Source organism: Amycolatopsis sp. NPDC059235 (assembly GCF_042754125.1).
Taxonomy (GTDB): Bacteria; Actinomycetota; Actinomycetes; order Mycobacteriales; family Pseudonocardiaceae; genus Amycolatopsis; species Amycolatopsis albidoflava.
In genome coordinates this window covers 124,715-146,800 of the sequence record NZ_JBHZAG010000013.1, presented here as the reverse complement: position 1 = coordinate 146,800, position 22,086 = coordinate 124,715, and the positions used below count along the sequence as shown (strand labels likewise).

At 68.3% G+C, this 22,086-nt stretch carries 20 protein-coding genes; 8 read left to right on the top strand and 12 right to left on the bottom strand.

Annotated features, from left to right (window positions below; genetic code table 11):
- Window positions 1–123: 123 nt before the first annotated feature.
- The gene (locus ACFXI3_RS12400; RefSeq protein ID WP_378399569.1) at window positions 124–1,530 is read left to right on the top strand and encodes an AAA family ATPase; all 1,407 of its coding nucleotides are present in this window, start codon (window positions 124–126) and stop codon (window positions 1,528–1,530) included.
- On the opposite strand, the gene ACFXI3_RS12395 is transcribed toward ACFXI3_RS12400, so the two are convergent.
- Window positions 1,506–2,927: a M1 family metallopeptidase gene (locus ACFXI3_RS12395; RefSeq protein WP_378399568.1), complete on the bottom strand. Its 1,422-nt coding sequence runs from the start codon at window positions 2,925–2,927 to the stop codon at window positions 1,506–1,508. The genes ACFXI3_RS12400 and ACFXI3_RS12395 overlap by 25 nt on opposite strands.
- A 57-nt stretch (window positions 2,928–2,984) precedes the next feature.
- Between ACFXI3_RS12395 and ACFXI3_RS12390 the strand changes: the two genes are divergently transcribed.
- Window positions 2,985–3,737: an alpha/beta hydrolase gene (locus ACFXI3_RS12390; protein WP_344265415.1), complete on the top strand. Its 753-nt coding sequence runs from the start codon at window positions 2,985–2,987 to the stop codon at window positions 3,735–3,737.
- Between the two features lie 46 nt (window positions 3,738–3,783).
- On the opposite strand, the gene ACFXI3_RS12385 is transcribed toward ACFXI3_RS12390, so the two are convergent.
- From ACFXI3_RS12385 to ACFXI3_RS12370, 4 genes are all read right to left on the bottom strand, one after another.
- Window positions 3,784–4,737, bottom strand: a complete 954-nt coding sequence (locus tag ACFXI3_RS12385) for an N-acetylmuramoyl-L-alanine amidase (protein ID WP_378399567.1) — start codon at window positions 4,735–4,737, stop codon at window positions 3,784–3,786.
- A gap of 91 nt (window positions 4,738–4,828) precedes the next feature.
- Window positions 4,829–5,704: an A/G-specific adenine glycosylase gene (locus ACFXI3_RS12380; protein WP_370933637.1), complete on the bottom strand. Its 876-nt coding sequence runs from the start codon at window positions 5,702–5,704 to the stop codon at window positions 4,829–4,831.
- Window positions 5,705–5,727: 23 nt separating this feature from the next.
- On the bottom strand, window positions 5,728–6,219 hold the full coding sequence (locus ACFXI3_RS12375; protein WP_344265407.1) for a carbonic anhydrase: 492 nt from the start codon (window positions 6,217–6,219) through the stop codon (window positions 5,728–5,730).
- 162 nt (window positions 6,220–6,381) lie between these two features.
- Entirely contained in the window at window positions 6,382–7,482 is a 1,101-nt protein-coding gene (locus tag ACFXI3_RS12370) for a LacI family DNA-binding transcriptional regulator (protein ID WP_037809317.1), read from the bottom strand.
- A 178-nt stretch (window positions 7,483–7,660) separates the two neighbouring features.
- On the opposite strand from ACFXI3_RS12370, the gene ACFXI3_RS12365 reads away from it, so the two are divergent.
- Genes ACFXI3_RS12365 through ACFXI3_RS12355 form a run of 3 tightly spaced genes read left to right on the top strand, consistent with a single transcriptional unit; the run spans window position 7,661 to window position 10,296 of the window.
- Window positions 7,661–8,572 (top strand): metal ABC transporter solute-binding protein, Zn/Mn family, encoded by a 912-nt coding sequence (locus tag ACFXI3_RS12365; RefSeq protein ID WP_378399566.1) that lies wholly within the window; start codon window positions 7,661–7,663, stop codon window positions 8,570–8,572.
- A complete protein-coding gene (locus ACFXI3_RS12360; protein WP_344265395.1) occupies window positions 8,572–9,408 on the top strand; it encodes a metal ABC transporter ATP-binding protein in 837 nt (278 codons plus the stop codon). The genes ACFXI3_RS12365 and ACFXI3_RS12360 overlap by 1 nt, the downstream gene beginning before the upstream one ends.
- Before the next feature lie 3 nt (window positions 9,409–9,411).
- Window positions 9,412–10,296: a metal ABC transporter permease gene (locus ACFXI3_RS12355; RefSeq protein ID WP_378399565.1), complete on the top strand. Its 885-nt coding sequence runs from the start codon at window positions 9,412–9,414 to the stop codon at window positions 10,294–10,296.
- Here the strand turns inward: ACFXI3_RS12355 and ACFXI3_RS12350 are convergent.
- Window positions 10,293–10,988 carry an NAD(P)-dependent oxidoreductase gene (locus ACFXI3_RS12350; RefSeq protein WP_378399564.1) on the bottom strand — a complete coding sequence of 232 codons (696 nt, stop codon included), beginning with the start codon at window positions 10,986–10,988 and terminating at the stop codon, window positions 10,293–10,295. The two genes, ACFXI3_RS12355 and ACFXI3_RS12350, sit on opposite strands and share 4 nt — an antisense overlap.
- Before the next feature lie 58 nt (window positions 10,989–11,046).
- Here ACFXI3_RS12350 and ACFXI3_RS12345 point away from each other — a divergent pair, with 58 nt between their 5' ends.
- On the top strand, window positions 11,047–11,457 hold the full coding sequence (locus ACFXI3_RS12345) for a winged helix-turn-helix transcriptional regulator (protein ID WP_378399563.1): 411 nt from the start codon (window positions 11,047–11,049) through the stop codon (window positions 11,455–11,457).
- Here the strand turns inward: ACFXI3_RS12345 and ACFXI3_RS12340 are convergent.
- From ACFXI3_RS12340 to ACFXI3_RS12325, 4 genes are all read right to left on the bottom strand, one after another.
- A complete protein-coding gene (locus ACFXI3_RS12340) occupies window positions 11,411–12,727 on the bottom strand; it encodes a hypothetical protein (RefSeq protein WP_378399562.1) in 1,317 nt (438 codons plus the stop codon). The genes ACFXI3_RS12345 and ACFXI3_RS12340 overlap by 47 nt on opposite strands.
- A gap of 65 nt (window positions 12,728–12,792) precedes the next feature.
- Window positions 12,793–14,016, bottom strand: a complete 1,224-nt coding sequence (locus ACFXI3_RS12335) for a DUF445 domain-containing protein (protein WP_378399561.1) — start codon at window positions 14,014–14,016, stop codon at window positions 12,793–12,795.
- A 46-nt stretch (window positions 14,017–14,062) separates the two neighbouring features.
- Window positions 14,063–15,238 (bottom strand): DUF445 family protein, encoded by a 1,176-nt coding sequence (locus ACFXI3_RS12330; protein WP_344266677.1) that lies wholly within the window; start codon window positions 15,236–15,238, stop codon window positions 14,063–14,065.
- A gap of 82 nt (window positions 15,239–15,320) precedes the next feature.
- Window positions 15,321–16,550: a DUF445 family protein gene (locus tag ACFXI3_RS12325; RefSeq protein ID WP_344265377.1), complete on the bottom strand. Its 1,230-nt coding sequence runs from the start codon at window positions 16,548–16,550 to the stop codon at window positions 15,321–15,323.
- Window positions 16,551–16,680: 130 nt separating this feature from the next.
- Between ACFXI3_RS12325 and ACFXI3_RS12320 the strand changes: the two genes are divergently transcribed.
- Both ACFXI3_RS12320 and ACFXI3_RS12315 read left to right on the top strand, forming a co-directional pair.
- A complete protein-coding gene (locus ACFXI3_RS12320; protein WP_378399560.1) occupies window positions 16,681–18,387 on the top strand; it encodes a hypothetical protein in 1,707 nt (568 codons plus the stop codon).
- A gap of 287 nt (window positions 18,388–18,674) precedes the next feature.
- Window positions 18,675–19,145, top strand: coding sequence for a hypothetical protein (locus ACFXI3_RS12315; RefSeq protein ID WP_378399559.1), 471 nt, complete (start codon window positions 18,675–18,677; stop codon window positions 19,143–19,145).
- A 110-nt stretch (window positions 19,146–19,255) separates the two neighbouring features.
- On the opposite strand, the gene ACFXI3_RS12310 is transcribed toward ACFXI3_RS12315, so the two are convergent.
- Window positions 19,256–20,695: an FGGY-family carbohydrate kinase gene (locus ACFXI3_RS12310; protein WP_378399558.1), complete on the bottom strand. Its 1,440-nt coding sequence runs from the start codon at window positions 20,693–20,695 to the stop codon at window positions 19,256–19,258.
- Window positions 20,692–22,023, bottom strand: a complete 1,332-nt coding sequence (locus tag ACFXI3_RS12305; RefSeq protein ID WP_378399557.1) for an MFS transporter — start codon at window positions 22,021–22,023, stop codon at window positions 20,692–20,694. The genes ACFXI3_RS12310 and ACFXI3_RS12305 overlap by 4 nt, the downstream gene beginning before the upstream one ends.
- Between the last annotated feature and the right edge of the window lie 63 nt (window positions 22,024–22,086).

The following is a 22,086-nucleotide window of genomic DNA, read 5'->3' as shown; positions in this document are numbered from 1 at the left end:
GCTGCGCGCCCGGCCCGGGGGGCCGTGCACGCAGCTCCGTCAGACGCCGACGCGATCCCGCGTTGTGGCTGGGTTGGGTGGCTGCGGCTGGCCCGGGTTCGCGGGTCGTGCCACTCTGTTTGCATGGGGGACGACGGAGTCTTTGGCACTGAATTGGCCCGTAACCTGCAGCGGCTCGTGAAAGCTGCGGCGGAGTCGGCCGGTTCGGGTAACGGGAATGAGCTGATCGGGCGCGTCACTGGGCACCTTGGCGTGCCGCTCGCGCAGGCGCTCGTGGTCACGCGCAATTTCGAGGACTGGGAACACGCGACTATCCAGGCCGGGGTCGACGCGTATCTCTCCGAGCACGGGGTCGGCACCGACTGGTTCGGCATCGTCGGCGGGCTGCGCGGCCACGAAGACCTGGTCGGCATGCTGTTCACGGCCAAGCAGCACGGCCACTACGAGCTGGGCGCGGTGGACTACGCGACGGTCGCGGTCGGCCCGGACGAAGCGGCGGATGTCGTTCAGCTCGGGCTGGTCGGCACGACCGCGCCGGACGGTTCCCCGGTGCTGGTCGGCATGCGCGGCGCGGCCCCGCAGTACGGGCAGGCGAACTGTCGGCTCGAGGTGATCGCCGAAGACCGGCGGGCGGCGACCGAGACCCGCGACCGCATCGAAACGTTGATGACCGAACACGACGTGCTGCGCGGCCAGGTGATCGCCTTCGGCCTGAGCGAGCACCGCAACAACGAGCTGATCACCTTCCTGCCGCGGCCGGAGCTGAGCAGCGAAGACGTGGTGCTGCCGGACGGCATCCTGGAATCGATCGAGCGGCACACCATCGGCATCGCCGAACACGGCGCGCGGCTAGCTGCGGCGGGTCAGCATCTGAAGCGCGGCCTGCTGCTGCACGGCGCGCCCGGCACTGGAAAAACGCACACCGTGCGATACCTGATGGGTCAGCTCCCGGAGTGCACGGTCGTGATCCTCACCGGCACCGCGATGCGGTTCATCTCGAAAGCCGCTTCCCTGGCGCGCCGCCTGCAGCCGAGCATCATGGTGCTGGAGGACGTCGACCTGATCGCCGAGGATCGCGACCTCGTGCACGGCCCGACACCGCTGCTGTTCAGCCTGCTCGACGCGATGGACGGCGTCGGCGGCGACGCGGATGTCACCTTCCTGCTCACCACCAACCGGGCGAGCAGCCTGGAGAAAGCGCTGGCAGACCGGCCAGGCCGAGTCGACCTGGCGGTCGAGGTGCCGCTGCCGGACGCGGCGGGCCGGGAAGCGTTGCTGCGCCTCTACTCCCGAGGTCTGGAGCTGACGGCTGATCTCGCACCGGTGGTCGAGGCGACCGACGGCGTCACGGCGTCGTTCATGAAGGAACTGCTCCGCCGGGCATCACTGCACGCGCTGGCGCTTCGGCCGGACGACGAAGTGCGGGTCGGCGACGCCGAGCTCGGCGAGGCCCTGGCCGAGATGAACGATGCTCGCAGCAGCCTGACCAGGTCGTTGCTCGGCAGTCAGGGTCGCAACCCGCCCGGGTAAAGATCGGCATCCGACGGCACCTTCGTCCCGTGGAACCAGTCGTTGAGGAACCCGCTCACATCGCGGCCGGCGACCTTCGACACCAGCTTTTCGAAGTCCGCCCACGTCGCGTTGCTGTTGCGGTGCTGGCCCACCCATTCGTGCAGCACCTTCTCGAATCCTGGCTCGCCCAGTTCCCGGCGCAGCGCGTGCACGGCGAGGATGCCCTTGTCGTACGCGCCCTCGAACAGGTGCTCCGGCCCCATGTCGACGAGCTTCTGACCCCAGAAATCCGTGCTGCCCTTGGTGATTTCGACGGCCGCGCGATAACGGTCGTCCAGATTCTGGCCCTCGCGCTCGCCCCACATCCACTGCGCGTACGACGCGAAGCATTCGTTCAGGCAGATGTCCGCCCACGAGTTGAGCGACACCGAATCGCCGAACCACTGGTGCGCGTTCTCGTGCACCATGGTCAGGATTTCCGCCCATTTCGCATAAGTGGGACGGGTTTGCGTTTCCAGGGAGAAGTGGATGTCCTCGTCCAGATAGATCCCGCCGGCCGCGCTCTGCGGGTATTTGCCGAACTTGCTCTCCAGGAACGAGAGCACCTCCGGCAGCCGGTCGCCGGTGGCCTCGCGGGGTTCCGCGCCGGGCGCGTACCCGGAAACAACCGGCGTGCCGTCCGGGAGCGTGGAGCGCTGCACGGTGAACTTGTCGATCGCGATCGTCGTCAGGTAGCTGGCCACCGGATTCGGATCGGCCCACGTCGTGGTCGTTTTGCCGTCCTTGGCGCTGGTGCCCTGTTCGCGGCCGTTGGACATGACCGTCCAGCCGGTGGGCACGTGCGCGGTCAGCGTGAACGTCGCCTTGTCGCGCGGGGTTTCGTTGACCGGGTACCAGAACGACGCCGAATGCGGCTCGCCGACCAGGTACGCGCCGCCGTCCTCGGAGCGGGCCCAGCCGTTTTCGGACCCGCCGTCGTGCGGGGTTTTCGCCGGAACACCCGAATAGCGCACGCGCGTCCGAAACGTCGAACCCGACCGCAGCGGTTCGGCCGGAGTCACGATCAGCTTGTTCTTTTCCCGGCTGTACTTCGCCGGTTTTCCGTCGATCTCCACCGCGGCGACGTCCAGCCCGCGCAGGTCGAGATCGAAGCGGCTGAGGTCTTGGGTGGCTTTCGCGGAGACCGTGGTGTCGCCGTCGAGACGGCCGCTCGGCGGGTCGTAGCTGACGTCGACGTGGTAGTCGAGGGCGTCGTACCCGCCGTTGCCGTCGTCGGGGAAGTACGGATCGCCCGCACTGCTCGCGCCCGGCGCGGGATGCATCGGCGGCGGAGCGGCGGCGGGCTCGGCGGGGCTGCACGCGGACAGCGCGAGCACGCCGATGAGGGCGAGGACGGCGGTCTGGCGGCAGCGCATTCCTTCACCCTAAGCGCAGGTTTGTGATGAAGTGGCAGTGAAAACCCAGGAGGACTAATGCGACCAGGCCTGATCGACTTCGGTGGCGACGAACGCCCCGGCGTGTCGATCCTGCTGCTGCACGGGCTGATGGGCCGCGCCCGCACCTGGTGGCCGGTCGCGCAATGGCTCAAGCGGTACGGCCGCGTGCGCGCCCTCGACGCCCGCGGTCACGGTCGCGCGCCGCACACCGGGCCGTGGACGACCGAGCGGTTCGCCGAGGACGTCGCGGACGTGCTGGCCGATCTCGGTCCGTCCGTGCTGATCGGGCATTCGATGGGCGGCCTGCACGCCTGGGCGACGGCGGCGAAGTACCCGGAGCTGGTGCGCGCGGTGGTCAGCGAGGATTTCGCGCCGGACCAGCGCGGACGCACCGTCGAGACCTGGCGCGGCTACTTCGAGAGCTGGCCGGTGCCGTTCGAATCGCTGGCGCACGTGCGCGAGTTCTTCGGCACCGCGGGCGGCTACTTCACCGAATGCGTCGAGGAACGCGAAGACGGCTATCACCTGATCGCCGACCTGGAGAACCTGTACGAGATCGCCGCCGAATGGGGCCGCCGGGACTACTGGTCCATTGTGGACGGCATCCGCTGCCCGCTGCTGCTGGTCGAGGGCGAGCACACCGCGATGCCGGCCGGTCAGCAAGCCGAGGTCGCGGCGCGGGTGCCCGGCGCGAAGCACCTGATCGTGTCTGGTTCGGCGCATCTGCCGCACGCTGAGGCTCCGGAGACGTACCGCGGCGCGGTGGAGGCGTTCCTGTCCGGCCTGTGACGCCTCACGCGTGCTGCCCTCGCTGGCACACGTGAGGCGTCCCCGGTCAGCGGGCCAGCTCGGTGCGCCACGCGGCGGTCGAGCGGTCCGCCGGCACGATCAACGGCCAGACGTCCGAGCCGAGGTACGCGGACTCGTCGCTGGCCCGAGCCGCGGTGCAGCTGTCACGGGAAAGCCTGTGCGCAGCCGCCAAAGAGGACACCGCATCGGCGGTCGCCTTGCCGAACACGCCGTCGGTGGGCACGTCGAACCCGGCCGCGCGCAGGAACCCTTGCGCGGTCCTCACCTGCGGCCCGGTGTCACCCGGCTTGAGCAGCGGCCACTCCGGCGCGTCGAGCCGCGCGACGGACAGGCCTAGCTGCTGCCCGACCGCCTTGCGCAGCTCCGGCAGCCGGTTGTAGAGCACCTGGCCGCAGCACTCGGTCGAGTTGAAATCCCGGTGGCCCTTGATGAATTCGGGGGTGATGCCGTATTGGTGCGCGATGTAGGCGATCAGCTGCACCAGCGAATTCCACAGCGCGACCGGCACGTCGACCGTGCTGTAGAGGCCCTCGTTCTCGATGCCGAGGCATTCGCTGTTGTGGTTGGCGACGTTCGCGCCCTGCACGTGTTGCTTCCCGCCGCGCAGGATTTCGAGGCTGCGATGCCGCCCTTCGGTGACGAAGCCGCCGCGGCTGTTCGTGAACTGCTGGCCGGTGTCGATCCAGCCGCGGGTGTCCATGTGGAAATTCTGGATGTCCCGCGAGATCTGCAGGGCGTGCGCCAGCGAGTAGTCGGTGTTGTTGCCGGGATCGACGGTGTGGTGCACGACGATGTAGGTCGGCTTGTGGTTCTCCACCACGATCGCGCCCGAGGCGGGCCGGGCGTTCCATTCGGCCGTCGAATGGATGACCGGCGTGGTGACGGCGGCCGCGGATCTCGCCGTGGCGAACCCCAAAGCGCCCACGGCAGTGACGGTGAGGCCGCCCTTCAAGACGGCACGACGCGTTGCTTCCCCCATGCGGAACTCCTCAGCCCGGAAGTGCGACGGGAGGAAAGCTAACCCGGCGCCCCGGAGGGGACAACTTTTTGCCGACTTTCGTCGTAGTGCGTCAGTGTTCCCCGGGGAGCGCGAAGAGCCCGTCGGGCGTTTGCTCCAGCAGACCGTCCACGAGCAGCGAATCCAGGCACCGGTCGCGCTGGCCGGATTCGTGCCACACGAGGTCGAGCCGCGCCTTCTCGACCGGCCCCTCGCTGCCGCGCAGGACGTCCAGCAGCAGCCCGCGCACCTGCCGGTCGGTGCCGGCGAACTTCTGCACCGGCTTGGCCGGACCGGCGTATTCGGGACGGCCGTTGTGCTGCCAGGCGCATTCGGCGTAAATCGGGCAGTCCGCGCACTTCGGCGACCGGGCGGTGCAGATCAGCGCGCCCAGCTCCATCAATGCAGCGGACAGCTTGGCCGCCGGCGCGTCTTCGGCGGGAAGCAATGCCTCGACGTCCGCCATGTCGCGGGTATTCGACGCTGGGCCTGCATCTCCCGCGCCATGCACGGCGCGCGCGACTACCCGCCGGACGTTCGTGTCCACGACCGGCGCGCGCTTGCCGTACGCGAACGCCGCCACCGCACGCGCCGTGTACGCGCCGATGCCGGGCAGCGCGAGCAGAGTGTCCACATCGGACGGAACGACGTCGCCGTGCTCCTGAGCGATGACGGTGGCGGCGGCATGCAGCCGAAGCGCGCGACGCGGGTAGCCGAGCTTGCCCCACGCACGCACGACCTCGCCGGTGGTCTCCGCGGCCAGCGCCGAGGGCACCGGCCAGCGGGCCATCCACTCCAGCCAGATCGGCTGGACGCGCGAGACCGGCGTCTGCTGCAGCATGATTTCGCTGACCAGCACGCCCCACGCCGAGCAGTCCGGTTCCCGCCACGGCAGGTCGCGGCCCACCTCGGCGAACCAATCGATCAGAACGTCGGTGTCTACTGCCACCCCGCCATTGAATACGACGGCTCTTACTTGACCTCGGTCAGGCTCCCGGCCTTCACGTCGTAGACGAATCCGCGCACGTTGTCGTTGTGCAGCAGGAAGTCGCTGCGCCGGGCGCGCTCGATCGAGGTGCGCACGCTGTCCTCGACCCTGCGGAACGCCTCGACCGCCCAGGTCGGCCGCAGCCCGGTGGCGGACTCCAGTTCGTCCTTGAACTCGTCCTCGGTGACCGTGGAGAGGCCGCAGTCGGTGTGCTGGACGATCAGCACCTCGCGGGTGCCGAGCTTGCGCTGGCTGAGCGCGAGCGAACGGATCATGTCGTCGGTGACCACGCCGCCCGCGTTGCGCAGCACGTGCGCCTCGCCCTGGAGCAGGCCGAAGATCTCGAACACCCGGATCCGCGCGTCCATGCAGGTCAGGATCGACACCTGCAGCGACGGCTTGGGGGAGGACCGGTCGCCGGGGACGATGTCGCCGATTTCCTGATTACGCTTGAGCAGCACGTCGATGGAGGTCATGGGGCACCTTTCGGCCTGCGCTTCCCCGCGGGAGCGGGCGGTTCTTCCCATGGAACCGGCCCGCGGGCGCGCACACAATGCGGTGGGCCCGAAATCACGGCAAAGGCTGGGGTGACTTGTGAGTGTTTACGCCGGTTCTAACCGGCGTAAACACTCACGACGTCAGCCGCCGAACCAGGGCTCCTCGACCGTCCGCGGCGGCGCCGACGTGCGTCCCACCCGCAGCTCCGTCGGCAGTGTGATGACCTTGGGCCCGACCCGTTCGGCCGAGCTGAGCAGCAGCCGTCCGGCCACCTTGCCCTTCTCCAGCACCGGCTGATGCACCGTGGTGAGCCCGGAGCGCTCCGCCTCGGCGATGCCGTCGAAACCGGTCACCGTGAGGTCGAGCGGCACTCGCAGCCCGCGTCGCGCGGCCTCGGCCAGCGCACCGAGCGCGAGAATGTCTGAGGTGCATACCAGGGCGGTGACCTGCGGATACGCGTCCAGCAGCTGGCGTGCGGCAGAGGCGCCGTCGTCCACCGTGTGGTCGAAGCGCTCGACCACCGGCACGGTCGCCCAGTCGACGCCCGCCGAGGAGAACGCCGTCGCCAGTGCCTCCAGCCGGGTGCGCTGCACGTGGAAGTGCGCGCCGCTCTGGCGTTCGGAAGTCACGAAGTCGTCGTTGCGCTCGCGGCCGAGCCGCATGCAGAGGACGCCGATCTGCCGATGGCCCAGCGCCACCAGATGGTCGGCGAGCTGCGTGACCGCGGCGGCGTCGTCTGGGCCGACCCGGTCGACGCCCTCGATCCGGGGCTGGTCGATGATCACCGTCGGCACGGGCCGTTCTAGTACGGCCGCGAGGTGCGGATCGTCGTCCGGCACGGAGTACACGACGAACCCGTCCACGCCCGCGCGGTGCACCGCGGCGAGGTCCTCGCGACCGGGACTGGCTGGCACGAGATGCAGGCCGACGCCCGCGTCCTCGCAGGCCAGCGCGAGCCCTTCGAGCACGCCGACGGCGGCCGGGTCGCGGAAAGCGTAGGAGAGGTTCTCGGTCAGCAGCAGCCCGACCGCGCCTGCCTTGCGGGTGCGCAGCGAGCGCGCGACCGGGTCCGGGCCGGGGTAGCCGAGCCGCCGCGCGGTCTCGAGCACCCTGCGGCGCAGTTCCGGGGAGAGCTGATCCGGGCGGTTGTAGGCGTTGGACACGGTGGTCCTGGACACCCCGAGTTCCGCCGCGAGCGACGCCAATGTCGCCTGCCTCCGGGTGCGAATAGGACGGCCCATCCGCAAACCGTAACGGTTCAGATCGTTTTCCAGAAGCGACACCCCTGTGGTGAGTGTCTCGATCCTCTCGGTGATCAAGAGCGGGTACGGCCACCCGGTGGAGTGAGGCTCGCCGTTCGGATGGGGTAAAGTGAATCTGACAACGGTTTCCATTAGCAGTTCGACCCAGGAGTGCCCGATGACTTCCCGCCGCACCACGAGCGTTCTCGCCGCCGCGTCGGCTTTGGCCGTGTTCGCGCTCGGCGCGTGCTCCAGCACGTCCTCGACCGGTTCCGGGGCGGGAGGGGGAACGGGCGACCAGGTGAAGGTCGTCGCCTCCACCGACGTCTGGGGCAGCGTCGCGTCCGCCATCGGCGGCGACAAAGTGCAGGTCACGTCGATCATTCACGACCCCTCCGCCGACCCGCACTCGTACGAATCCACCGCCGACGACGCGCTCGCCGCCAAGAAAGCGCAGCTGACGCTGGCGAACGGCGGCGGTTACGACGAGTTCTTCACCAAGCTGTCCGGTGAGGCGGCCTCGGCGAAGAAACTGGTCGCTTACGACATCGCCAAGCCGGGCGAGGAGAACGAGCACGTCTGGTACGATCTGCCGGGCGTCGAGAAGGTCGCCGACCAGGTCGCGGCCGCGCTCGGCGAGATCCAGCCGGCGTCGAAGCAGACGTTCGAGGACAACGCCAAGAACTTCAAGGGCCAGCTCGACGGCCTGATCAAGAAGGCGGGCGCGCTCGGCGCCGCGCACCCGGACACGAAGGTCGTCGTCACCGAACCGGTCGCGCACTACCTGCTCAAGACCGCGAACATCGGCGACGCCACCCCGAAGGCGTTTTCCGACGCGATCGAGAACGAGACCGACGTGCCCGCCGCGGCGGTGTCCGAGTTCACCAAGCTGATCAAGGAGAAGCAGGTGAAGGCGCTGGTCAACAACGTGCAGACGGTCACCCCGCTGACCAAGCAGGCAGTCGCCGACGCGAAGGCGTCCGGGGTCAAGGTGGTCGACGTATCCGAGACGCTCCCGGCGAACGTCACGGGCTACATTGACTGGATGACCAAGGATGTGGACGCGCTGTCGGGGGCTCTGAACAGCTGATGTCCGTCCAGCTTCCCGATGCCGGCCCCGCGGTCCGCGTGCGCGGGGCCGGGCTCGCCTTCGGCGACCGCACCCTCTGGTCCGGTTTGGACTTGGACGTCGAGCCGGGCGAATTCCTGGCGGTCCTCGGTCCGAACGGTTCCGGCAAAAGCAGCTTCCTCAAGGCGTTGCTGGGCATGCAGTCGCTGTCGGCGGGCACGGTGGAAATCGCCGGCGGCCGTCCGGGCGGCGCGAACCGCAAGGTCGGCTACATCCCGCAGCAGCGAGCGATCGACGATTCGCTCACGTTGCGCGGCGTCGACCTGGTCGGCTTAGGACTGGACGGCCACCGCTGGGGCCCCGGCCTCGCCGGAATGCGCGCACGGAAACGCCGCGTCGCCTCGGTGATCGAATCGGTCGGCGGCACGCGCTACGCGAAACAGCCGGTCGGCCGCTTGTCCGGCGGCGAGCAGCAACGGCTGCGGGTGGCGCAGGCGCTGGTCGGCGACCCGACCGTGTTGCTGTGCGACGAACCGCTGCTGTCGCTGGACCTCGCGCACCAGCGCGCGGTCAGTGAATTGATCGACGCGCGACGGCGCGAAGCCGGGTCCGCGGTGCTGTTCGTGACGCACGAGATCAACCCGGTGCTGCAGTTCGTCGACCGCGTGCTGTACCTGGTGAACGGCCAGTTCCGGATCGGCAAGCCGGACGAGGTGATGACCTCGGAGACGCTGTCGGATCTGTACGGAACGAAGATCGAGGTGCTGCGCGTCGGCGGGCAAATCCACATCGCGGGTGCGCAAAGCGCGCTGTGCGAGGACGAACCGCATCACCACGAGCAGGAAGCAGTGGGCTGAGCCTTGGACGGCATGTTCGACTTCGCCAAGACGTGGGAGCTGATCGCGGAACTGGACAGCGTCCGGATCGCGCTGATCGCCGCCGCGGTGCTCGGCTTGCTGGCCGGGGTGCTCGGCCCGCTGATCGTGATGCGTCGCATGTCCTTCGCGGTGCACGGCACGTCCGAACTGGCCTTCACCGGCGCGGCCGGCGCGCTGTTGCTGGGCGTCGGAGTGGAATACGGCGCACTGGCCGGTGCGGTGGCTGCCGCGCTGTTGCTGGGAATCCTGGGCATCCGCGACTCCGACCGCGATTCGGTCATCGGCGTGATCCTGTCCTTCGGGCTGGGCATGGGCGTCCTGCTGCTGTCGTTCTACAAAGGACGGTCGGCGAACAAATTCGGGATTCTGACTGGTCAGATCATCACCGTGGACAGCACGAACCTGACCGCCTTGGTGATCGCCGCGGTGGCGGTTCTGGCGGTGCTGTCGCTGATCTACCGCCCGCTGCTGTTCGCCAGCGTCGACCGCGCGGTGGCCGAGGCGCGCGGGGTCCCGGTCAAGACCTTGACGGTGCTGTTCTCCCTGCTGGTCGGCGTTGCGACGGCGCTGAGCGTGCAGGTGGTCGGATCGCTGCTGGTGGTCGCTTTGATGGTCACTCCCGCCGCGGCCGCCGCGCGAGTGACCGCCAGTCCGCTGCGCGCGACGGTGTTGTCGGTGGTCTTCGCGGAGATTTCCGCGCTGGGCGGGATCGTGCTGTCGCTGGCCCCGGGGCTGCCGGTGAGCGCGTTCGTGACTTCGATTTCGTTCTTGATCTATCTGGTGTGCCGGGTGCTCGCGTGGGTCCGCGACCGTCGGCGCGGGGTTCGGACCAGCCCGGTGGAAGCAGCCCCGGTTCCGGTCGGCTAGCGGTACACGCTCACCTGCTGGCGCGAAATCGTCGGCTGGTCGATCTGGTCGAGGATGGCTGTCGCAAGATCCGCGTAGGACAACGGGATTGACGCTGTTTGGGCGTCGAGCACGTCGCCCCCAATCCGGTACTCGCCGGTCGCCGGTGCTTCGAGCGACAACGCGGGCGGCGGTGTGACGACCAGCCAGTCCACCTCGGCGGGCTGTTCCCGCCAGGCGGCCAGACTCTTCATCCGGGCTTCGGCGAAGGGGCGCAGGAAAGCGGGAAAGACCGCGGGATCCTCGAACATTCGGCCGCTGCCGGTACGAAGAGTCGCGGCGAGGCCGATTTCGATCAGCCGGGCTCCCCTCGCGCCCCGAACCAGGTTCTCGACCAAACGCACGTAGTGCTCAGGGTCGAAGCCATCGAACGACTCCGGCGGGCCAGGAAACGGCGCCACCGCATTCACTAACGCCGCGACCTCGCCCGACACACCAGCCAGCACAGCCGCGACACTGTCCGAGTCGGTCAGATCTCCTGCGACGACCGTGACGTCGTCCCCGAGGGCGGAGATTTCGGAGTGCCGGGCGGGATCGCGAACCACCCCGAGCACCGGGCGTCCGCGTCGCAGCGCCTCGGCGACTACGGCGAGCCCAGCCCGCCCGCCAGCACCGAAAACCACGACCGGACTGTTTCGCTTCTCAGGCACCATGTGCGCGAAGGTATCTTCGGAAAACTGGTTACTTCAACGAAACCGGAGGCTCGCGGACATGTCTGCCGATGCCCAGCTCAGCGCCCGGATGGACCCGGCGTGCCCGATGGCCGCTTTCCCCTTCCACGTCGGCGGGAAGTGGACCGGGATGGTCGTCGTCGCGTTGCTGGACGGCCCGCGGCGCTTCGGCCACCTCCGGCGAGTCCTGGGCGCCAGCAGCGCCAAAGTCCTCACCGAAACCCTGCGCGACATGGCCCGCGACGGTCTCCTCACCCGCACCGACCACCAGGCCAATCCGCCGCACGTCACCTACGAACTGACCGACCTGGGCCGCAGCCTCCTGCCCGTCATCGACGCCATGCGAGAGTGGAGCGATCAGCACCTGGCCGATCTCCTTGCCCACCGCCGAAACCACCCGCTGGCTACCGGATCGGATGCTGCGCCAACGCCGTCTTCACCGCCGAAATAAACCCCTCGTCGGTGAACGGCACCAACCCGCCGGCGACATTCCGCTCCACCGCCTGCAAAACCACCACGTGCGAGTTCACGAACTGGTCCACTGCCTGCGATTGCGGCGTCTTGTCCGTCGAATACGCGAGATACGTGAGATTCGTGAACGCCGCCTCCAGATACCGCGACGACGCGAGGCTGAACGAGTCGCCGTAGACGAGGGTCGGCTGGTCGATCGTGCCGACGATCGGCGCGGCCGAGCGGTGCACCGGCTGGTCGATGCTTCCGACGAATTCTCCCGCGCGGTCGGTGACGCCGTCCGGGCGCAGGTTGTACCGGGTGTTCGTCTTGACGCCGGTTTGGCCGAGCAGCAGCGGCAGGTCCGCGACCGCGTCGTACTGGCCGTCCGGGGCGCTCAGCCAGCTGTTGGTGGCGCCCGGCTTGAGCGTCTCGGCGAGCGCGCGGGTCAGGACGAGGCCGCCTTCGTCGCGCCAGTGCGTGTCGTTGGGGGCGTAGATCGGGTGCCCGACCCTGGCCGCTTCGGCGGCGAGCTGCGGGCGCAGGTCGAGCGAGTGGCCTTCGGTGGTGATCTTGTACCAGTCGTTCGGCGAGGCGGCCTGCGAGCATTCCTTGCCCGGGTAGCTCGCGGGCAGGAACTGCGGCACCATCGTTGTCTTGTCCGGCGTCACCACGAACACGAACTTCCGGCCGGACGCCTCGACGGCCGCGCGCAGTTCGTCGATCCGCTTCATCGTGGTGTCGATGTCCTGGGTCGGCGTGCACTTCGCCTCGGAGTCGTAGCCGTAGTACAGCCAGCCGTCGGCACCCTGAACCACCTTGCGGTATCCGGCCTGGCTGGAACCCGGTCCGCTCGGCACGGCCGGACCCGTGTTCGGTGCGCCCGGCTGCTGCAGCGGCGGTGCCGGGATCGGGCCGTTGTTCGACGCCGAGCCCTGGTCGAGCGGCGCGGCCTCGCCGAAGACGCCCTCGCTGATCCCGTTGGCCGCGTTGATCGCGCCCGCCCGGAACGACAGCTGGTCCGTCGCCCATTTGGGGAGGTTGGTGAAGAACCTGAACCCCTCGCCGAGGCTGGGGAATCCGGCGAGCTTGTGGTTCTCGATCTCGCTCGGCCGGACCCCGACGACCCACAGCAGGGTCGGCGTCACGAAGAACAACAGGGCGCTGACCAGCGCGGTCAGCTGCCGCTTGCCGTGCCGCGGGCGATGCAGCGCGTGCTCGCGGGGCAGGTAGGCCTCGTGGACTGCGGGCAGCTGCGGTGGCTCGGACACGTCACTGAGGTTAGTCAGTTCGAGTGAGCCCGGCGCGAACAACCACCGAAAAGTCAGCCGAGCATTCAGCCGAGCATGAGGAGGACTTGCAGCTCGCCGACGAGGAACCCGATCACGCCGCCCACCGCGATGAGCTTCCATTCGTCCTGCCGGAACGCCGGCCGCAGCAGGCCCTCGAACTCCAGCGGCGTCAGCGCGAGCATCCGCTGCTCCACCATCTTCGCCACGTCCATCGCCTCGGTCAGATACCCCTCGGCGTACCGCGCGGTCAGCGGCAGCTCAGCCAGTGCCCGCTGCGCCGCGGCGTGCTTCATCTCCTGCAGCCGCTGCGCGCCGACAGCGAGCGCGACCACCGGTTTCGCGGCGCTGACCTGCGTGTCCACCGCGTGCCCGACGGCGCGTTCGACCATCGCCACGAGCCGGTCCGACTTCGGGCCGCGCAGCAGGGCGTCGAGCAGATTCGGGACGGTCAGCACCTCGTTGGCGACGAGTTCGCCGTACTGCCGGGCCACCTCGGCCCGCCGCCGCTGGAACTTGCCCTGCAGGATCACCCGGCCCAGCCGCACCGGTTCGCGCGGCAGGAAGATCATCTTGATCGCCAGCCAGTCGGTGAACAGCCCGATCGCGCCGCCGAAGATCGGCAGCACCAGCGGCTGCCGGGTCAGCGCCCAGACCAGGGCCTGAACGAGACCGAGCACGAAACCGAACACGATCCCGGCGCGCGCGATGAACGTCATCTCCGGCCGGGACGTCTCCCGGATCAGCCGGACCAGCAGCGCGCGGTCGCGGGTGAGCCGTTCGACGGTCATGTGCCGGACGTCGAGGACCTCGTCGAGATTTTCGCGGACCTCGTCCAGGAATTCCCGGACCAGCTGCGGCGCGCTGGCCTGCACTTGTTTGATCAGCAGTTCCTGCGCGATCGTGGGCATCACTTCCCACAGCCGCGGGTGATGCTGCTCGAGCACGTCGCGGGCGATCCCGTCGACCGCGCGCAGCAGCGGCTGTTCGAGTTCGCGGGTGATGATCACCGGGTCGACGCGCGCGAAGACCTCGTCGATGTCGAGCAGGTTGGCGGTGAGCAGGTCGGTCGCGATCGCGGCCATCCGCCCGCCGTGCTTGGGCACCACGCCCTGCCAACCGAGGAACGGCCGGATACCGACGAATTCGAGCGGCCGGAACATCATCTCGATCGCGACGCGCTTGGTGACGTAGCCGATCAGCGCGGCGACGAACGGCATCGAGACGTACACCGGCCAGTGCCGCGCGAAATCGTCCAGCACCGCGTCCACCGGGTCTCCCTCCCCGCTCCGGAAGGAAACCGTATCGCGTGCCTGGCTACCCGAGGAGAAGCAACGCCTGCAGCTCGCCGACCAGCCCGCCGATCACCGCGCCGACCGCGATCAGCTTCCATTCGTCCTGCCGGAACGCGGGCCGCAGCAGCTGCTCGAACTCGAGCGGGCTGAGCCGGCGCATCCGGTCCACGATGGTGTTGCGGACGTCGAGCGCGTTGATCGCGTACGTCTCCGCGTGCCGGATGGTGTCCGGCACCCGCTCGGCGGCTTTCGCGGCGGCGACCTGCTTCATTTCCTGGAACCGTTTCGTGCCCACCGCGATCGCGACGAACGGCTTCACGACGCTCGCCTGCGCGTCGATCGTCTTCTGCACCTCGCGGCTGATCAGCGAGAACAGCCGGTCCGCCTTCGGCCCGCGCAGCACGGCTTCCAGCAGATTCGGCACGGTGATGATCTCGCGCGCGATCATGTCGCCGTAGTCGGCGGCCACCTCGTCGCGGCGCTTCTGGAACACGCCCTGCCAGTTGTAAAAGCCGAAGAACCGTTTCGGCTCGCGCGGCAGGAAGATCATTTTGAGCGCGAGCCAGTCGGTCAGCCAGCCGATCGCGAGTCCGAACAGCGGAAGCACGATCGGCGACTTGGTCAGCGCCCACACGAGCAGCTGCACGCAGCCGAGAATGAACCCGAACCAGATCCCCGACCGCGCGATGAACCGCATTTCCGGGCGCGAGATGTCGCGGATCAGCCGGTTGAGCAAAGCCTTGTCGCGCACCAGGTTCGTGACGACCATGTGCTTGAGGTCGAGCACGTCCTCGATGTTCTGGGAGATCTCGCGCATGATCTTCGTGATCGCCCGCGGCGCCTCCGCCTGCACGCGTTTCAGCAGCAGCTGCTGCGCGCCGGACGGCAGCATTTCCCACAGCCGCGGCTGGTAGGTCTCCATCACCTCGCGGGTGACGTCTTCGACCACGCGCAGCAGCGGCTGTTCGATCTCCTTCGCGACCTGCGCCGGGTCGAGCCGGGCGAAGATCTCCCGCGGATCGACGAGATTGGTCGTGAGCATTTCGGTCGCGGTCGTCGCCATCCGCTCGGCGTTCGCGGGCAGCACGCCCTGCCAGCCGAGGAAGGGCCGCAGGCCGACGAATTCGAGCGGCCGGAACATCATCTCGATCGCGACGCGCTTGGTGACATATCCGATGAGCGCCGCGATGAACGGCATGGAGACGTACACCGGCCAGTGCTCGGCGAATGTGTGCACGCGCGTCCCCTCCGTGTTGCCTACGGAACGGTAACCCGCGCGTTCAGTGGAGCAGGAGCAGGACCTGCAGTTCGCCCACCAGCCCGCCGATCACCGCGCCGACCGCGATCAGCTTCCATTCGTCCTGTTTGAACGCCGGCCGGAGAATGCCCTCGAACTCCAGTGGCGTCAGCTGCTGCATCTTCTCGACGATGGTGTTGCGGACGTCGAGCGCGTCGGTCGCGTAACTCTCGACGTGCTTGACGGTCTCCGGCAGATACGCGATGGCCTTCTCTGCGGCAGCCTGCTTCATCTGCTGATACTCACGCCCGCCGACAGCCAGCGCGACCAGCGGTTTCGCCAGCCCAGCCTGCGCGTCGACGGTTCGTTGGACTTCCCGCGTGACAAGCGCGAACAACTTGTCCGCCCGCGGCCCGGTCAGCACAGCCTCCAGCACATTGCCCGCCGTGAGCACTTCTTCCGCGATCAACGCACCGTAATCCGCCGCGACCTGTGCGCGGCGTTTCTGGAACATTCCCTGCCAGGTGAAGAAGAGGAACTTGCGCGGCTGACGCGGGTAGAAGATCATTTTGAGCGCGAGCCAGTCTGTGACGAAGCCCGTGACGAAACCGAAGATCGGCATGATCACCGGTTGTTTCGTAAGCGCCCACGCGATGAGCTGGACGAGCCCGATGACGAATCCGAACCCGATCCCGCTGCGCGCGATGAACCGGAACTCGGGCGCGGCGACCTCGCGGATCAACCGGCAGGTGAGCGATTTGTCCCGGACCATGGCGTTGATCAGCATGTCGTTGACGTCGAGAACTTCGTCCACATTGGCCGACACTTCCCGCATCAGCCGCTTCACGACCACCGGCGCCTGCGCGCGGACGCGGTCCACCAGCAGTTGCTGCGCGCGGGCGGGCAACATTTCCCACAGCCGCGGCTGATAGGTCTCGAAGACTTCGCGGGTGACCTCGTCGACCGCCTTCAGCAGCGGTTCTTCCAGCTGCGCGACCATTTCTTCGGGATCGAGCCGGGCGAAGACCTCGCGCGGGTCGAGGAGGTTCTTGGTCAGCAGGTCGACCGCGGTGGTCGCCATCCGCCGGGAGTTGGCCGGGATGACGCCCTGCCAGCCGAGGAAGGGCCGGATGCCGCGGAACTCGAGCGGCCGGAACATCATCTCGATCGCGACGCGTTTGGTCAGGTAGCCGATGAGCGCCGCGATGAACGGCATGGTCGCGTACACGTGCCAGTGCGCGGCTAGGTCGGCGGCGATGGCTGAAAGGTCCATGCGTCTGCCCCGTTCGCCCGCGCGGTACGTCGAGGGGACAGGATGCCATGCGTGACGTCGGGTTTCGCGCTTTGTAATACAGCCGTTTGGCGGTACGTGCCGCAGGTGCCCCGATCACTAAGGTAGCCCGATGGTCGCGCCCGAAAAGCCGCAGCACCCCGCCTTTGCTGTTACCCGGAAGGGCTACGACCCGCATCAGGTCGACGCCCGCATCGCTCAGCTGACCAGCGAACTGAGCACGACTTCCCACGGCCGCGACGAGGCGGTGGCGACAGCGGGCGAGCTCACGAAGGCTCTGACGACAGCCCAGTCGGAGCTCTCCGAAGCGAAGGCCGCGCTAGTCCGAGTCACCTCGAGCCCAGCCGGTGCCGGCGCGATCTCCGAACGCGTGCGGATGATGGTGCAACTGGCCGAGGAGGAAATCGCCGACCTCCGCCGCTCCGCGGAAGCAGACGCGACCTCGACCCGCGGCGAAGCGGACCGCTACGCGCACGAAACCCAACGGGCAACGGACAAAGCGGCTAAAGAAGCGGAAGCGGAACGCCAGCGTCTGCTGACGGAGACCAACGCCGACCTCGCCGCGCGCTCGGAAGCCCTGGACGCCCGGGTCGCGGCCGCGGAGAAGGACTTGGCCACGCGACAGGCGGATCTGGAGTCCCGGATCGCGGCCGCGGAAGCGGATATCGCTACTCGCACCGCCGCCGCGGATGAGGAGATCGCGACCCGCCTGGCGGATCTGGAGGCACGGCTCAAGGCGGGCAACGAAGACATCGCCACCCGCACTGCGGCGGCCGATGCGGATATCGCCGCGCGCACGGCCGCGGCCGATTCGGAGATCGCGACCCGCCTGGCCGCGGCCGACGAGGACATCTCCACACGCACGGCTGCGGCTGATTCGGACATCGCTACTCGCACCGCCGCAGCTGATTCGGATATCGCCACCCGTACCGCGGCGGCCAATGAGGACATCACCTCGCGCACCGCCGCAGCTGACGCCGAGATCGCGTCCCGCACCGAGGCCGCCGACCGCGCCCGCACCGAAGCCGACGAAGCCGCCGCCCGGGCTCGCACCGAGGCCGACCAGGCTTCCGCCTCCACTCGTGCCGAAGCCGACCAGACGGCGCTAGCTGCCCGCACCCAGGCCGACGAAGCCGCAGCCGAAGCCCGAGCCAAGGCCGACGCCGAATCCCAACACGCCCGCCTGGCCGCAGACGCCGAAGCCCGCCGAATCCGCGACGAGAAGGACGCGGAAGCCCTCCGCGTCCGCACCGAAGCCGACGAAGCAGCCGCCCAGGCCCGCGCCGAAGCAGACGCCGCCGCCGAAGCCGCCCGCCTCGCCGCCGACGAAGAATCGGCACGCGTCCGCGCCGAAACGGACGCCGCCGCCGAAGCCGAGGCCGCCAAACTCCGAGCCGAAGCCGACCGTCGAGCGTCGGAAGAGATCGCGATCAAGAAGGCACAGGCCGAAACCGCCCTCGCCGACGCTCTCCAAAAGCAAACGGAAGCCACCGAATCGCGCACCCTGGCCCTGGACCTGCGCACCAAGGTCGCCGACCGGATCGCCGCCACCAACGAAGCCGTCCAGGAGGCATTGCGCTTTCTCGGTACGCAGGAAGAGGAAGCCGCCGCTGCGGAGACGTCGCAGGCTTCAGCCGACGCACCTTCGCCGACTGACTCACCCGCACCCGCCCTGCCCCAGCCGACCCCGCGCCCGGCCGCATCCGCGACTCCGGACGCGGCCCCGCAGGAAACCGCCAAACCCGCGGACCCGTCGGCCCCTCGTACGGGCAATGGCAATGGCCGTCGCCCCGGTCGCCCCCGGGCAGGACGTTCCTGACCTACGCCAGCTGACCCGGGTCGCATCCGCGACTCGGGACGCAGCGGCGGCCGGAGACTCGCAGTCAACCGCCAAGCCCGCAGACCCGGCAGCAAATTCCCTGGCCGGAACGGAACATGCGGGAAGATCGCGCCGAGGACGAGTTGGCTCCGCCTGGCAAACCTGCCGGGCCGGTGCGATCACGGCTGCTCGCGCGGTGAATTCCATGGCCGGAACGGGACAACCGCGTGGATCCCGCCAAGGAAGATGAGAGGCTAGCGACTACCCGCGATCCTCAGGAGTTCCGAATGTCCGTGCCACCGGGTTTCCCTTCACCGACCCCCGCTTTGGCCCGCCGCCGGACGAATCTTCCGGCCGGTGTGGTCGCGGCCGTCCTCGGTGGCTGCACGGTGATCGCACTGGTGTGGTTCGTCTTCGCGAACTTGGTGATCGGCGGCCCGTTCAGCAAGTGGCCGGGCATGGTGTGGACGAACGTCGTGTGCGGCCTGATCTCCGCGTTCGCCGTGGCCGTGCCTGCCGGTTTCCTGCTCGCGCGGCACGTCTGGGCGGCCTGGACCTTGTTCGGGCTGTGCCTGCTGTACGTGGTGGTGGTTGTGGCCGTACCGATGCCGGTGGGCACGAGCTTTAGCGCGCACCTCGACTTCGTTCTCGGCTTCCACAAGAGCAACGGGGTGCCGATCGGTCTGGCCACGATCTTCGCGTTCCTTACCGCGATCGCCGCGCTCGTCTCCGCGACGGTGCGGACGCCGCGCCGCTGAACGAAGTAGCAGAAAGCCGGTCCGATTCCCTCGGCGCGCGTCTCCTTCAGAGTGCCGCCTGAGACGGGCTGACCAGACCGAGGGTCAGCCTCGCAACGAGCCCAGTCGCATCACCCCACCGCCACCGTGAACAGTTCTTCGTCAATCCAGCCACGGTCCCGTAGCTCCCGGCAAAACCGTTGATACGAAGCCAGCACCGCCGCTTCCTCGCGAGGATCAGGCTCGACGAGCGACCCCACCGGCATGTCCGCGCACACCGCACCGAGCCCACCCGGAGTGCACCCCGCCGCCGCGAGGAGCGCTGCGCCGTATCCCGTTTCTGCCTGTGGTGCCACCTGCAGTCCAAGGCCGCTCACTGTAGCCCGGATCTGAGTCCACAAAGGACTCTTGCTGCCGCCGCCCGCCGCGAGGAGCGGGTCGCGGACCGGAATGCCCAGTCGTCGCAGATGATCCAGTGCGAGTCTTTCGAGGAAGGCGACTCCTTCCAGCCGGGCCCGGTGCAGTTCGACCTCGTCAGCTGGAGTGCCGAGGACGAATCCCTCCGCTTCGCCATGCGCGAAGGGGAAACGTTCTCCATTGCGCCGCAACGGAAACACCACCACTTCGGCCGGGCCGCGTGCGGCAGCGGCGGCATCCAGTTCCGTCAGCCGTGGACTGTCCGAAACGGACTCACCACCGGTATTCGACGCGCCGCCTGGCAACCACCAGCCGTCTGGATGCCGGTGGCTGTACATGACTCCCGTGGGATCCGGCACCAGTGATTCCGTGACACCCTTCAGGACATAAGTGGTCCCCAGAATCCCGACGAACCGGCCTGGTTCGACCGCGCCCGCGGCCAGCTGTCCCGCGCATCCGTCGGTCATGCCCGCCACCACGAGACATCCGGCGGGCAATCCAGCGATCGGCACTGAAATCTCACCGAGCACGGTTGTCGGAGCGACGACCGGTGGCAGCATTCCTTCTGGCACGCCCAATCCGGCGAACACCTCGGACGGCCATTCCTCGGCCAGCGGGTCGTAGCCACTCTTCAGCGCGTGCGACCAATCCGCCGCGACCGGATGTCCGGTCAGTTTCGCCGCGATCATCTCCGGCGTGTGCCGGACGCCCGCTGCCTCGGTGTTCTCGGCCAGCCACGCGATCCGGCCGAGCGCCGCCGTCGGCGAGACTCCCGAACCCAGTTTCCGCCACCGGTTGGCGCCGAGTTCCACGGCCTTCGCGTTGTAGTCCGCGCCGCGCCGGTCGTCGTACATCAACGCGGGCGTAACCGGTTCTCCTGCGGCATCGACTCCGACGATCGTCCCGGACGTCGCCGCGATCGCCACTGCCGAGACCTCCGCGCCGCGTCCGGGCAGCGCGGCAGTGACCTCGGTCAACACCGAACAGACCGCGGGCCACCACGCCGACGGATCCTGTTCGCTGCGGCCGCCGCCCGTGCGCACCGGCGCCGGCAGCGACGCCGATGCGGTGGCGAGGACCGAGCCGCCGCGCACCGCGAAGGCGCGAACCCCCGCGGTGGCGACGTCGATGCCGACCGAGACCTGCTCGTTCACGCCGTGCTGATCCTTTCTTCGACATCCTGCAGGCTGCCGTCGTGTGCGAGTGCTTTCTCGGTTTCCTCAGGCAGCTTCAGGAATCGCACCAGCACCGCGGCTACCAGGTACAGCGCGGCGAAGATGATGACCACTCCGGCGGCGCCGGCCGGCCCGAGGAACAGCGACACAATCGCCGGCCCGACGAACGCCGCCGCACCCGCGCCGAGGTTCAGCAGAGCCATCGCGCCGCCCTTGTGCTCCGGCGCCAGCGACGGCAGCAGCGCGGAGATCGGCACGAACCCGGCGAGCGTCGCGCCGTAGAGTGCGCCGACGAGCAGCGCGAGCCAGTAGTACTGCGCGCCCATCGCGACCGGCACGAAGTACAGCAGCAGGATCGAGATCGCGCAGCCGATCGCGCCGAACCAGAAAATCGTGGTGCGCCAGCCGATCCGGTCGCTCAGCACGCCGAAGATCAGATTGAAGAAGATGTTCGTCCCGTAGATCACCGACACCAGCAGCAGCCAGCGGCTCTCCCCGAACCCGATCTGGGAGATGAAGATAGTCGGGAAGAACACCAGCATGCCGAATTCGGGCGCGGTGTTGATGACCCGCACGATCATGCCGACGCCGACCCGCGGTTTCTTCCACGCGATCGACACGCTGGAGACTAGGCTCTGCACGGGTTTCACGTCAGGCGGTGCGAGCCTGCGGTATCCCGTGCGCTGCCGGACCCCGAACACCGCCACGAGTCCGCCGATGCCGAGCAGCACAACCGCCACCCACAGCGTGCCGTAGTGGCCGAACAGCGGGTTGGTGAAACTCGCGACGAGCGCGCCGAGCGTGGGCAGGCCGCCGGTGAAAGCGAAGTAGAACCAGCCGACTGCCGCGCCGAGCCGGGCGACCGGAGCCACCGCGGTGATCCACACCAGGAAACCGAACGCGAACATCGGATAGCCGAATCCGCGGATGCCGTAGCAGATCAGCATCGCCGCGTAGTTCCCGCCGGCGAGGCCGAGCGTCAGGAACAGCGCGTCGAACACCAGCCAGATGACCAGGCCGATGACCATCACCCGCCGTGGTCCCCACAGTTCGGACAGCGCGCCCGACAGCCACGACGCCAGCATCACGGCGATGCCGTACACGGTGATCACGTACGACGCTTTGATTTCCGTGCCCGCGCCGTTGTCCGCCATGTACGGCGCGATGAAGCCGGACTCCACTCCGTCGCCGATCATGAACAGGAGCAGTCCGACATACCCGAGGAACAGGGGCGCGGGCAGCCCCCATTTCGTGAGCAAGCGCCCGAAGCCCGACTTGGGCAACTCCGCTGTTGCCGACTCGTTCATACACGCCTCCATGACGTCGAGATCAAACATATCATGGACTGTGTGAACTTCGCACGCAAGAGT

What these genes read in the sequence shown, in the direction of transcription:
- ACFXI3_RS12350 (WP_378399564.1), bottom strand. Translation starts at nt 10,988, where the DNA reads ATGGTGCCTGAGAAGCGAAACAGTCCGGTCGTGGTTTTCGGTGCTGGC.
- ACFXI3_RS12305 (WP_378399557.1), bottom strand. Translation starts at nt 22,023, where the DNA reads ATGAACGAGTCGGCAACAGCGGAGTTGCCCAAGTCGGGCTTCGGGCGC.
- ACFXI3_RS12375 (WP_344265407.1), bottom strand. Translation starts at nt 6,219, where the DNA reads ATGACCTCCATCGACGTGCTGCTCAAGCGTAATCAGGAAATCGGCGAC.
- ACFXI3_RS12370 (WP_037809317.1), bottom strand. Translation starts at nt 7,482, where the DNA reads ATGGGCCGTCCTATTCGCACCCGGAGGCAGGCGACATTGGCGTCGCTC.
- ACFXI3_RS12360 (WP_344265395.1), top strand. Translation starts at nt 8,572, where the DNA reads ATGTCCGTCCAGCTTCCCGATGCCGGCCCCGCGGTCCGCGTGCGCGGG.
- ACFXI3_RS12365 (WP_378399566.1), top strand. Translation starts at nt 7,661, where the DNA reads ATGACTTCCCGCCGCACCACGAGCGTTCTCGCCGCCGCGTCGGCTTTG.
- ACFXI3_RS12400 (WP_378399569.1), top strand. Translation starts at nt 124, where the DNA reads ATGGGGGACGACGGAGTCTTTGGCACTGAATTGGCCCGTAACCTGCAG.
- ACFXI3_RS12385 (WP_378399567.1), bottom strand. Translation starts at nt 4,737, where the DNA reads ATGGGGGAAGCAACGCGTCGTGCCGTCTTGAAGGGCGGCCTCACCGTC.
- ACFXI3_RS12390 (WP_344265415.1), top strand. Translation starts at nt 2,985, where the DNA reads ATGCGACCAGGCCTGATCGACTTCGGTGGCGACGAACGCCCCGGCGTG.
- ACFXI3_RS12345 (WP_378399563.1), top strand. Translation starts at nt 11,047, where the DNA reads ATGTCTGCCGATGCCCAGCTCAGCGCCCGGATGGACCCGGCGTGCCCG.
- ACFXI3_RS12330 (WP_344266677.1), bottom strand. Translation starts at nt 15,238, where the DNA reads ATGCCGTTCATCGCGGCGCTCATCGGATATGTCACCAAGCGCGTCGCG.
- ACFXI3_RS12320 (WP_378399560.1), top strand. Translation starts at nt 16,681, where the DNA reads ATGGTCGCGCCCGAAAAGCCGCAGCACCCCGCCTTTGCTGTTACCCGG.
- ACFXI3_RS12315 (WP_378399559.1), top strand. Translation starts at nt 18,675, where the DNA reads ATGTCCGTGCCACCGGGTTTCCCTTCACCGACCCCCGCTTTGGCCCGC.
- ACFXI3_RS12325 (WP_344265377.1), bottom strand. Translation starts at nt 16,550, where the DNA reads ATGGACCTTTCAGCCATCGCCGCCGACCTAGCCGCGCACTGGCACGTG.
- ACFXI3_RS12395 (WP_378399568.1), bottom strand. Translation starts at nt 2,927, where the DNA reads ATGCGCTGCCGCCAGACCGCCGTCCTCGCCCTCATCGGCGTGCTCGCG.